The organism is Winogradskyella sp., assembly GCF_003712105.1.
Classification (GTDB): Bacteria; Bacteroidota; Bacteroidia; order Flavobacteriales; family Flavobacteriaceae; genus Winogradskyella.
This window is the reverse complement of record NZ_RHLG01000001.1, coordinates 410,167-422,339: the sequence shown is the minus strand read 5'-3', so window position 1 is coordinate 422,339 and position 12,173 is coordinate 410,167. Positions and strand designations below refer to the sequence as shown.

The 12,173-nt window shown below is 33.2% G+C and carries 12 protein-coding genes; all 12 read right to left on the bottom strand.

Going from position 1 to position 12,173, the window contains the following annotated elements; genetic code table 11:
* Positions 1–32: 32 nt before the first annotated feature.
* Genes ED556_RS02055 through ED556_RS02000 form a run of 12 tightly spaced genes read right to left on the bottom strand, consistent with a single transcriptional unit; the run spans position 33 to position 12,146 of the window.
* Entirely contained in the window at positions 33–758 is a 726-nt protein-coding gene (locus tag ED556_RS02055; protein ID WP_296318877.1) for a DUF6090 family protein, read from the bottom strand.
* Positions 751–1,494, bottom strand: coding sequence for a DUF6090 family protein (locus ED556_RS02050; RefSeq protein ID WP_296318876.1), 744 nt, complete (start codon positions 1,492–1,494; stop codon positions 751–753). The genes ED556_RS02055 and ED556_RS02050 overlap by 8 nt, the downstream gene beginning before the upstream one ends.
* Positions 1,491–2,198: a DUF6090 family protein gene (locus ED556_RS02045; protein ID WP_296318875.1), complete on the bottom strand. Its 708-nt coding sequence runs from the start codon at positions 2,196–2,198 to the stop codon at positions 1,491–1,493. The genes ED556_RS02050 and ED556_RS02045 overlap by 4 nt, the downstream gene beginning before the upstream one ends.
* Positions 2,199–2,202: 4 nt before the next feature.
* Positions 2,203–2,883, bottom strand: a complete 681-nt coding sequence (locus ED556_RS02040) for a DUF6090 family protein (protein ID WP_296318874.1) — start codon at positions 2,881–2,883, stop codon at positions 2,203–2,205.
* A gap of 43 nt (positions 2,884–2,926) precedes the next feature.
* Positions 2,927–3,685, bottom strand: a complete 759-nt coding sequence (locus ED556_RS02035; protein ID WP_296318873.1) for a DUF6090 family protein — start codon at positions 3,683–3,685, stop codon at positions 2,927–2,929.
* Positions 3,685–6,831: a glycosyl hydrolase gene (locus ED556_RS02030; RefSeq protein WP_296318872.1), complete on the bottom strand. Its 3,147-nt coding sequence runs from the start codon at positions 6,829–6,831 to the stop codon at positions 3,685–3,687. The genes ED556_RS02035 and ED556_RS02030 overlap by 1 nt, the downstream gene beginning before the upstream one ends.
* Positions 6,832–6,869: 38 nt before the next feature.
* Positions 6,870–8,054, bottom strand: a complete 1,185-nt coding sequence (locus ED556_RS02025; protein WP_296318871.1) for a DUF6090 family protein — start codon at positions 8,052–8,054, stop codon at positions 6,870–6,872.
* Complete coding sequence (locus ED556_RS02020; RefSeq protein WP_296318870.1) at positions 8,047–8,757, bottom strand: DUF6090 family protein; 711 nt, start codon at positions 8,755–8,757, stop codon at positions 8,047–8,049. Before ED556_RS02020 ends, ED556_RS02025 begins: the two co-directional genes overlap by 8 nt.
* On the bottom strand, positions 8,750–9,511 hold the full coding sequence (locus tag ED556_RS02015; RefSeq protein WP_296318869.1) for a hypothetical protein: 762 nt from the start codon (positions 9,509–9,511) through the stop codon (positions 8,750–8,752). Before ED556_RS02015 ends, ED556_RS02020 begins: the two co-directional genes overlap by 8 nt.
* Positions 9,508–10,311, bottom strand: coding sequence for a DUF6090 family protein (locus ED556_RS02010; RefSeq protein ID WP_296318868.1), 804 nt, complete (start codon positions 10,309–10,311; stop codon positions 9,508–9,510). Before ED556_RS02010 ends, ED556_RS02015 begins: the two co-directional genes overlap by 4 nt.
* A 3-nt stretch (positions 10,312–10,314) precedes the next feature.
* A complete protein-coding gene (locus tag ED556_RS02005; RefSeq protein WP_296318867.1) occupies positions 10,315–11,337 on the bottom strand; it encodes a DUF6090 family protein in 1,023 nt (340 codons plus the stop codon).
* Complete coding sequence (locus ED556_RS02000; RefSeq protein ID WP_296318866.1) at positions 11,334–12,146, bottom strand: cyclase family protein; 813 nt, start codon at positions 12,144–12,146, stop codon at positions 11,334–11,336. Before ED556_RS02000 ends, ED556_RS02005 begins: the two co-directional genes overlap by 4 nt.
* Positions 12,147–12,173 lie beyond the last annotated feature (27 nt).

Below are 12,173 nucleotides of genomic sequence, written 5' to 3'. Positions count from 1 at the left end.
TAATTAGTGAACGACGTATGTGGCGAAAGAATTTAATCATGCCCTATTTCATCTCTAATTTCATTTCTCAATGATTTATTAATGTCATATAAATCTTTTATGACAGACAATGTTCCTACGTTATTGTTTTTAAAGGCTACAGTTTCTGTTTTAAGTTCCGCCAAGAACTGCTCGTCTTGGTAATTTGTGAGTTTTATTTCTTCGTTAAGCGTTAATACTTCAATAAACCGACTTATACTTTTTGTGTCTTCAAGGATTTCCAAAATAGCATTTTCCACATCGATAATGCTTTTGTTTGCCTTGGGTTGCTCATAATTGTAGTAGCGTGATATTTTTGAAATTAGTAAGTTGTTTGAAAGCTCTAATCCTTTTGATTTACATATTTCATAACCATTGTTTATTGGGAAATAACGTTCAAAAGTTAGCATATTTAGTAAATCGGCCTCTAAGGTATCCTGCGAAATACTCGATTCTTCTAAATAAGATATCATTTTCGATACAGAAGTTTTTGCCTTCTCTCTTTTTTGTATCATATGTTTAAGTATATCACTATCTTCTTCAAGGTTATTTAGGATTTCGGTTAACACATAAACTTCTGTTTTTTTGGCTTTGTTAGATTCATTCCAATTATTAATCTGCAATGCAATAAGGATTCCGATTACTACAAGCAATATTTCACCAAAGGCATATTTAAAGTATTTTCCCATACGATTTTCATTTAAAAGTGAGCGGCGAATATGTCTGAAGAATTTAATCATTACTATTTAATTCTTTATCTAGATTTAAGAGTAAATCACTAATATGACCTAGAACTATATTTAAGCGTATTAAAAGTTCTTCTGCATAAGATTCTGTAAATACTATCGTAGTGGTAAAGCTTAAACTTCTATAAATATCTTCTCCAGATATTTTTAATTTAGGTTTAGTTATAACATTACCTTTGGTGTTAATATCATAATAAAAGAATTCCTCAAAAGTTTTCAAGTATTTATCATCTCTACTGTTTTGAATATTGTAAACTAGTTCTTTATTCCTTGGAAAAGTAAAGTCATAAATTTTAGAAATTTGATTTCGTAAAGAATCATTTGATATTCTATCTAATCCAACAGATTTTAGAGATTCATAAGATCCGTTGCGGTAGCTATAATTAACACCAATTCCTAGCCTTGAGTATGAACTACATATTGAGTCAGAAATAAAATCCCCACTTGTATTTATTGCTCTCAATTCATTTACACCACGTAGTGTAATTTTGGCTCTACTTTTTAAAGCATTAAAGTATATGGAGTCTAACAAGAGGTCCTTTCTGATTTCAGATAAAATTTTAGTTTCATAGATTCTTTCTTTTCTATTTTCATTCCAATTATTAATTTGTAATGCAATTAAAATCCCGATAACTACAAGTAGTATCTCACCAATAGCATATTTAAAGTACTTTCCCATTTGATTTTTTTCTAACAATGATTTTCTAATATGTCTAAAGAATTTAATCATTCAATGTTTTGTTTATAATCGTTGATACTTTTTATTAATTCTTCACAGCCTAACATTGCTTTTTTATAAAATTCTGCTCGCGAGTTGGCACCATTAAGTCTAATGCTATTAGTTAATTCTCCATGTTGGCCAATATTTATTATCTCATCATAAGTTGGGTTGTACATATCACGAAAATAAGCGCTCATAGTAGTTATTTGCTCAGAATAAAAATCTATAAAAAATGCCTCATTTTCTTTTAAATCATCAAACTGATTATACGTTTTTATTATCTGCTCTCGTAAAGGGTCATTTCTAATGATAGCGAGATGTCCGCTACTGGTCATTTCACTATATGTGGCATTTAAAGTTTTATAAGGAAAAATAGGTGCCCATTGAATCTTAAAGTATTCAAATAACGAATCTACCTCTGTTTTGCCTTTGACCATATCTAAAAATTGATTTTTAGTCTGGGCTTGTCTCATAACTTGGTTAAGCTTGTTATTAATACCAACAGAGTCGGTTCTTAATTCTCCTAGCATATTGGTTAAATAGCGTATCTCTAACTGACGATTGGCTCTTGACTCTTTCCATGTATTTATTTGTAGCGCTAATAGAATGCCGATAACTACGAGTAATATTTCACCAATAGCATACTTAAAATATTTTCCCATTTTGTTGTCTTCAATTAAGGATTTACGAATATGTCTAAAGAATTTAATCATATCATTATTCTAATAGTTTTAAAACAACCTTTGTTTTTTCTAAAATCTTAATAAAATCTCCAAGAGTAACTCTTAAATAGTTTGCTTTCACGGTTCCCCAAGAATTAAGGTTTAGTATCATGTCTTTCTTATTCATATTCTTCCAAACAAAATCATTTTGAGAAGTATCTTTGATAAAGGCAAAAGGCACTTGTATTGGATAATACCTAACAAGATTTTCTATTTCATCATAATAATCATTTGCCAAGCCTTGATTTTTATCATAGTTGACGCTCTGTAAAATAGAAAGCTCATATAAGGGCTGTTTTAGTGCTTCATCTAAAATGTCCAGTTTACCGGATGTTTTTATAGATTCATAAGAGTTGTTATTAAATCCTTCAAAGGTTACCGAAAAAATATAGATTTCTTTTTTTAAAAAATGTATGAGAGAATCTTTACTGTAGGATATGCGGTTAACTTTTATTGATTGGTCTTGTAGAATTTCATAGTCTCTTCGGAGCTTCTCTATGTATTCATTCAAATAGGTAATATCTGCTTTTAAGTCTTTCTTAATTGATGCCGTTAATCCTTTCTGTTGTTTTATCAACTTTCTATTTTCATTCCAATTATTTACTTGAAGCGCAATCAAAATTCCAATGACTACCAAAATAATTTCGCCAATAGCATATTTAAAGTATTTTCCCATTTTGCTTTGTTCTAACAATGATTTCCTTATATGTCTAAAGAATTTAATCATTACCTAATCGTTGAATTTCACTCTCGATAGTTTCTAATAATCTCGTAAAGCGGTGCTTTAATCGTCCACCTTCTTCTATAACACCAGCATTAAGAGTAAGCATTGATAAAAAGGCTTTTTTAATTTTAGGTGAATTATAAAGTGCAATATACTTTTGTTTGTCTTGTTGCTCTTCTAATGCTGTTCTTGGTCTTACACCCATTAATATCTCATTATCTATATAAAACTCGTCTTCTACCCAGAGTTTGGTGATGTAAGTGCCCATGTCTAGAGTTTTGTCTTCATCTTCTCTATAATCTATAATATAGTCCTTAAGCTCAGAGATACTTTCTTTTAGAGAGTCATTAGTAATTAATTCTATTTTTCCTGTGCTAACAATACTATTTAAGATGCCAAAAGAGGCGTTATAACTATGTGGTCTTGTAGATGAAAATATGGAATCTAATTGCCCCAGAGTATATAATGATGGTCTTAATATGACTACATTTTGAATCGCCTTCATATTTCTCTGCTGAATTGTGTAGTCGAAATCAAAAGCTGCAATATTAGATTTAACTTCTTTATGTAGACTCTTTAGTATTTTGAGTTCTTCAGCTCTGTCTTTTCGGTTCTCATTCCAATTATTAATCTGTAAAGCAATGAGGATTCCAATAACCACAAGTACAATCTCACCAATAGCGTATTTAAAGTATTTTCCCATTTTATTTTCTTGGATTAGTGAACGGCGAATATGTCTAAAGAATTTAATCATTAGTCATTCTTTTTAAGAATAAGTGCTGGTAAATTGAGAGATTTATACAAGTCGTTATAAGCGCTCATCTCTGTATTTATAATAGCATCACGTTCGTTTTTATAAACGTTCCAATCTTGCATTAAGTCCTTAAAACGTTCTTTAGCGCCACTTGTAACTTTAGGGTTTGCTTGGTCTATATAGCCTTTTAAATTAATGAGTTGTGCATTGAGTTTGTTATTAAAATTAATCACATCCTGAAAGGTTTTTTGCTTAGCTTGAATAAGATTTTCTTCCCAACTATTAATGCGCTTTGTTAAGGCTTTACCTTTTTCAATCAAGGCTTTGGCATTGTCATTACCTTTTAAAAGTTTGGCGTAGCTATTAAGCTGAGCTTTTGCAGAGCGCATCTGGTTTACAGATTGGTGCATATCTCTCACCGTATTTTCAATAGCTACTAGTATATCTTGTTGTTCAGCAAAATCACTAGAAGTTGAATTAATTGCTGGATTTGGAAGAATAGCAGCCATGGTTTCCACAGCTTCACCATCTAAAGTCAATCTTAATTTATAATCTCCAGGAGCTACACTAGAGCCTCCATGTCCGCCAAACACAAAAACTTTATTTATAGATGGTAATGCGTCTCTATTAAAGTCCCAAGTAAATCGGTTATACCCTTTTTTTGCTGGTAATATTTGTGGTTTGCTTGGTCCACCAGGCCAAGATTTAAAACCTTTTGGGGTTTTGTTTGTGTAGGCTCTAATCACTTTTGAACCTTGTAAGATTTCGAGCTTAAGGTCTAACGTATCTGCATCCTTATCTAAGTAATAATCGAAAGTAACACCAGATTTTGGGTTTTGACCTTGACCTGTAGCTTTAGACACACCACCAAAAATGCGATAGCTAGGTTTAGGCTTAAATATTTCAACGGATTTTTGCGAAGTTCCCATTTGTTGTAATGCGCCTAAGTCGTCTAAAATCCAGAAGCCACGACCAGAAGTTGCCGCAACTAAGTCATTATCTTGTATGGTTAAATCATTAATAGCAACCACTGGTAATCCTAAGTTGAGACGTTGCCAATGTGCACCGTCATCGTTAGAGATATATAATCCTGTTTCGGTACCTGCGTACAATAATCCTTTTTGTTTTTTATCGGCTCTAACAACCCTTGCAAAGCCATTAGGGTCATCTAAGCCGTTTACAATTTTAGTCCAAGTTTGACCATAGTCTGTAGTTTTAAAAATGTAAGATTTAAGGTCTTGAGATTTATAGCGCATAATTACCACATAAGCTGTACTAGCATCATGCTCAGATACATCTATACTATTTATGATGCCATCCTCGATACCTTTTGGTGTAATATTTTCCCAATCCGTACCGCCATTTTTGGTAACATGTAATAAGCCATCATCTGTACCAGCATAGAGCACTCCTTCTTCATGCTGTGATTCTACTAATACTGTGATGGTATTATAATTTTCGCCGCCAGCAGCTTCATTAGTAAAAGGCGCTCCACCAGGTCCGTGTTTGTCTTTTTCGTTTTTGGTTAAATCAGGGCTAACAGTTGTCCAGTTTGTACCACCATCTGTGGTTTTAAACACCACATTCCCTGCATGATAAATGGTTGATCTATTATGTGGTGAAGTAATAATTGGTGCATTCCAATTATAGCGGTATTTTGAATCTTTAGGGGCAATACTGAGCCCAAGTTCTGGGTATTCTTTAATAGACTTTTGCTCTCGAGACGATTTTGTCCATTTGCTAATATTACCTTGGTATGTTCCGCCATATACCGTTTCTGGATTATCAGGGTCAAAAGCAATAAATGCACTTTCGCCACCAGCAACTGAGTACCAATCTTTCCAGTCGATACCAGCATCATTTGTGCGACTGGCAATGGCAATGGCCGAATTGTCTTGTTGGCCACCGTACACATTGTAAGGCACTAAATTATCCGTAATAACACGATAGAATTGCGATGTAGGTTGATTTTGTTGCGTGCTCCAACTTTTTCCGCTATTAAACGAAATATTAGCACCACCATCATTAGAGTTAATGAGGTTTGTATTGTCGTAAGGATTAATCCATAAATGGTGATTATCTCCATGTGGCACAGGAATATTAGCAAAGCTTTTTCCGCCATCAATTGATTTCATTACTGGCGCATTTAAAACATAAACCACATTTTCGTTTTGAGGATCAGCAAATATTTCCATGTAATACCAAGAGCGTGCAATATTTACACGATTGCCATTAACCTGTTTCCATGTTTTTCCGGCATTGTCAGAACGATACACACCACCTTTTTTACCTTCTGCTTCAATAACTGCAAATACACGTTCTGGATTTGCTCTAGATACCGAAATACCAGACTTCCCGAATTCTTTTGGTAAGCCTTTTTCTAATTTTTCCCAAGTGTTTCCCGCATCAATAGATTTGTATAAACCTGAATCTTCTCCACCAGATTCTATTAACCACGGATAGCGACGGTGTTGCCACATGGATGCGTAAAGAATTCGTGGATTAGTCATATCCATTGATACTGATGATGCCCCTGTGGTTGTGTTTACAAACAGTATTTGTTCCCAAGTTTTTCCGCCATCGATTGTTTTGTAAATACCGCGTTCTTTGGTTGGAGCATATTGTGCCCCTTGAGCACTGATATAAATAATATCTGGATTTGTAGGATGAATAATCACATCCGAAATATGACGCGTATTTTCTAAACCTATATGCACCCATGTTTTTCCTGCGTCCATGGATTTGTAAACGCCATCTCCCATAGAGGTCATGACACCACGAGCAGCATGTTCGCCCATACCAACCACTACGATGTTTGTGTCACTTTCTGAGACTGCAATGGCACCAACAGAGCCTGTTTTGAACTGTCCATCCGAAATATTTTTCCATGTAATACCTGCATCTGTAGTTTTATAAACACCACCACCTGTAGAACCCATATAATAGGTTTGCGGTTGCCCAATAACGCCAGTAGAGGCAACACTACGTCCACCACGAAAAGGACCAATGTTACGCCATTTGAGGCCATGAAACATAGAGTCTGCTAGTTTAATAGCTGGCGTAGTTGTTTTTTTCTTTCGTTTTTGTGCGTAGCCATCTACTGCTATAAATAGCAAGCAGATTGTCAAAAGTTTTAATGCTTTCATTATTTCAGGGTTATTAATAGTATTTAGGTTCTGTTAATTTAATCATTTGCTGTTTTGTAATTAATCAAAAATTGCTCAATTTCGGGATGATCGTATCGTTTGGCATAATACATAGCTGTATTACCTTCAACTGAAATTTTATTAATGTCAGCTCCTTTTTTTAATAGATATTTTACCAAATCCAAGTGTCCATATTTAACGGCATACATAAGAGCAGTCTTATCATAGCATGCTTGTTCTAAATCGGTGTCCTTGTCAATTAACAATTTTGCACATTGCAAAGCGTTAGATTCAATACTTAATGCTAGTAAATTAATGGGGTAATTTGCCTGAATTTCAAAACATGTATGGAGGTCTTCTTTAGAGATAAGCTTAGTGAGCTTTTCTGCATCGTCATTTTGTATTGCTAGTAAGATTTTGGGTGAGACTTTTGTTGTAAAGTCAATTTCTTTTCCATCTAAATAATTTTCAATAAGCGCCTTTAATTTTCTAGCTCTTTGGTTGGTATTAAAACTAGAATTGTGATTCATTTTTCTTAACCCTTTCATTGTAGAGACTCTATTAGCAAAGGCTTTTACTTCGACATTCTGTTTGTCTTTTAGAAAGAATGATAAGTCTAGCGGGTCTAATTGTGCACTCCAATTATCGCGAAACAAAAACCCTTCAACTAAAGAATTTATATCCAAGTTGTTAGTAAAAGCTTTTGCAATTAGATTATTGATAAGAACATTATTCTTTTTGTGAACCTCATTATTTTTTTGACTCAAGTTGTAGTATTCAAACAAAGCAAAACGAAGTGCATCAGATTGGATAAAGTTAATTTTTCCTGAAGATTTCATGTCTTCAAAAACGATACTGTTACCATCAAATTTAGGGGTTAATTGTACATATCCTAAACTTGTTAGAAAAGCCCTGCTATATAGATTGATCTCATTACCTTGAAAAGGCCTCAGGATATGTGTATAGGCGTTGATGGTGAGTGAGTCATTAGCTAGTAATTCTTCTAGCTCATCAATATCATCATTGAGGTTAGAAACGATGCCTTTTAAATAATTAAATTCGATTTTTTTATTCTCTTTAGCGTCTTTCCAATTATTAATCTGTAAAGCAATCAAAATTCCAATAACTACAAGTAGTATTTCTCCAATAGCGTATTTAAAGTATTTTCCCATTTGATTTTTTTCTAATAAGGATTTACGAATATGTCTGAAAAACTTAATCATTAACTTCTAAGTACTTTTCAATATCAGTTCTGAGACTTTGCGCATTCTCCAGCGCATATGATGCTTCTTGTAAATAAGCTTCATACATTACTTCTTGATAGGACAGAATATTTCTAAACTTTACTTTTTGTAATAAGTCATCCACAATTTCTGGTTCTACCAAAAAGTCATTTGATGGTATGTTTTCGATGATGAAAGGATCTATATTGTCGCCTACAAAACCCTTATGCCAATCTGCCAAATCATCTAAACCAAGTAAATTATACTCATAAAATTTATTAATGTTTTTAATTAGCGCTTTGTCTTTTATTAACTGTAGTTTTTTCTCATCCTTCAACAATTCGAATATTTTGTTGAATGGTTTTGAATTAACACTTTGACCAAATTTGTTTAAGATTAACCTTTTGTCATCATTTGACGCCTTCCCGTCGAGAATCTTTTGAATACCATCTTTTCGGGTTTGAGCATGATTACTGGCATACTTGAAATACGTCTCATTTTCGTTGAGCTCATCTATCATGGCGCGTAAAGAACCATTAATATCCTTTTCTATTTTATTGTTTTCATTCCAGTTATTAATCTGAAGGGCAATTAAAATTCCAATGACAACAAGTACAATCTCACCAAGAGCATAGATGAGGTATTTGCTAAAGCGGTTTTCAACCACTAATTTTTGGCGTATGCGACGGAAAAATTTAATCATTGGTCTCTAAGTATTTATCGATATCGTTTTGCAACGCTTCGAAACGTGTTTTGATTCTTTCTAAGCGATACAAAGAATTGGATGAAGTAATCATACGGCTCATAATTACATTATTGAACTCTTTATTATTTATAAAGTCAACTCGGTCTAACTTGATATAACTTGGAGGAATTTTCTCTGACTGAATAGAGTCAAAAACCTGCATTAAATTGGCGTATTTTGTATAATACGGTAGAAGTTGTTTGTTCCAAGATTCTACCAGTTCCTCTTTTGCAAAGTTGTATGAATTAATACGTGTTTCAATAAGAATAACAGCACGCTTTAAAGAGTCGTTTTTTATTGAATTGATTAATCCTGAAGAATTGAAATCATCGAACACTGAATTGGCTAATGGATACAAATTTGTCGGCCCAAGTTCACCAATCATATTTATCAGTGTGGAATCCTGTACAGTATTCGGTGTTTGGGTATTTATGATTTTTAGGTATCTGTTGGATACTTCAATATTTCTATTCAATTCACCAATCCAACCATTAACAATACCTCCATTCTGACCGATTTCCTTTTTAAGTTCACTCAGATACTTACGGATAGTATTTTGAGATTGCTTATTGGTGTAAGAGATATTAAGCTGTAAGGCTATTACAATACCAATGACTACCAATATAATCTCACCAATAGCATAAATAAGGTATTTGCTAAATCGGTTTTCGGATAGCAGTCTTTTACGAATATGTCTAAAGAATTTAATCATTGCTCTATTTTATAGTCTAAATAGTTATCGAAAATTGGTAATGGCTCTATATATGGCTTTGATAAGGACAACTCCTTGTGTATAGCTTGCATGAGCTCTATCCAAGCTTTCTTCTTTTCTATGAGGTAATTAATAGCACTGATTTTGTCATAGTAGGAAGTTACTATCATACCTTTAGTCCGTTTCTCGTTAAGAAAATTCAAAACACTTTTTTTAATATCCTCATCATTTACCTTTGGTAATCCTTTGATTAAATTATTCCGATACAGGATATTTGATTCATTGATGTAGTCAATTCTTGCTTTATTGCGTTCTAAATAATAGTCAATACGTCTGTTATATAATCCTATTCTTTCCATTAAGTGGTAATTAATAGCTTTGTTCAAAGAGTCATTATCAGTTAGTTTTCCAATGCCTTGATTTTTGATTTTTTCATAAGTGTTGGATGAAATATTTATATCGATATTCGCAACACCAACAATGTATGCTAAGCTATCAACTCTAACCTTTTCTAAATCTTTAATTTCAAAGATTGCCCGTTGTCTTTCGAAACTTTCAATCTGATTTTCTAAACCATAGTCAAATGCATCTATATGAAGTTTAAACTCTTCTATGAGTTCTTGCATTAAGACTTGTCCTTGATCTATTTTCTTTCTATTCTCGTTCCAATTATTTATCTGTAAAGCAATGAGGATTCCAATTACGACAAGTAGTATTTCTCCAATGGCGTATTTAAAGTAGTTACCCATTTTGTTTTGTTCTAAAAGTGATTTGCGGATATGTCTAAAGAATTTAATCATAATTTAATTGTCCTTAACCTTATTATATCTTACGCGCCACGTCGAAACATCGCGAAGCGTAGAATCATTTACAATCACAAATTGAAAAGAAGAATTATAAATTTGAAAGCGATTGCGTTGGCCACCCACTAAATGAAAAACTTGGTCAGAGGGAAAAATTTGTATTTTAAGAGAATCCTGCTCTTGAAATAACTTGAAACTCTCATCACCATCATAAGTATAGGTTCCTAAAAATGGAGCAGAAATAGAGTCTGTAGGACTTTTAAAATAGGAGGCAATGATGTTATTGTCAATTCCTTTTTCTGTTACTTCTGAAATAGAATTATATAGGTGAGCCATTACTACTTGTAGCCCATAATTATCATTATTAAGATTTCCTATACCCAAATTTCTATACCGTGCTACTTTGTTTTTATATAACGGGTCATACAGTAGATAGTCTATTTCAGATTGAGTAAGGCTATCAATAAGTGCATCGGTTGAAGAATGCCATAAATAATTGTTAGTCAGTTCATTATTGTATTCATGTACGAAATCGCTAAACCATCCATTAACGCGCTCATGATTTTTGTTACGGTCAACGTAAAGATTTTTTAATGCACTTAAAAGCTCAGGGTTACTAAACTTAGACTCATCAATGATGTTCATTAAACTTGTATAACCATCTCTGTTTAATGTGAATACTCTGGTATTTCTTATCAAATAGCGTAAATTACCATAGGTTTTATAGTCGTTTTCAGTAACCTCGTCTTTTAACACGCGTTCAATAATACTGTCCTTACGTTCTAGATAAGCGGTAAGATTATAGCTTTGGGTTAAATCGTTCAACAGCTCATTTTGAATCTGTTCTAAAGCTGTTTTAACTGCTTTTTGTTGCGTACGTTCTTGGTTCCAATTATTAATCTGTAAGGCAAGAAGAATACCAATGACTACTAAAATAATTTCCCCAAAAGCATAAATAAGGTATTTACTGAATTTATTTTCAGACAATAAGCGTTGTCGTATTTTACGGAAGAATTTAATCATCTCTCATCCTTAACTTTAGCAATAATTCGTAATGGAGCGCCACTACCATCTTTAATTTTCATGGGTAGTGCTATCACTTCAAAATCTTTGGCAGGTAATTGGTCTAGGTTGGTGATATTCTCAAAAGCAGGTATATTTTCAGAGAGTAAAATGACATGGCTTTTAAAATACTCTGATTGGCCATAATCAATACTTGGCGTATCTATACCAATAGCATTTATACTTCTGTTCTCTACTAGCCAAGTTGCTGCTTCTGGCGAAAGCCCTGGGAAATGTAAGAGCTTAATAGCATCTGGCCCGCGTTGGTCTGTGCCAAGATATTTAAGCTTATCAGGATAATGTTTAGAATGTCCGGTTTCTAAAAGCACAATAGCGCCATCAGGAATGTTACCGTTTGTGTTTTCCCAATCGATAAAATCATTTACACTTACCAAGTAATCTGGGTTGCCTTTTGCATTTGCACTGACATCTATTTTAATGGCATGACCTACAAGTTTTTCTAATGGGATTTCTTCTACTGATTGCTTGCCTTTTGAAAAGTGAATTGGTGCATCAATATGAGTACCGCCATGTTCTGCAGTTTCAAAATTATTGGCAGCATAGAAAAACCCTTTCTCAGTATCACCTTTAGCAACCACATCTAGCTTAAATTCTTTTGCAGTTACCCAATAGACGGTTTCTTCAGAAAAGGTATGGCTTAAATCAATGATTTTAGTTTTTGTAATTGTATGTTCTTCTTTATGCTGGTGCTTTTCACAAGATAACATTAGACATAAAAAACCTGTTAAACATAAAATATTGAATTTCATATTCTGAACATTTAGAATTAATAAAAC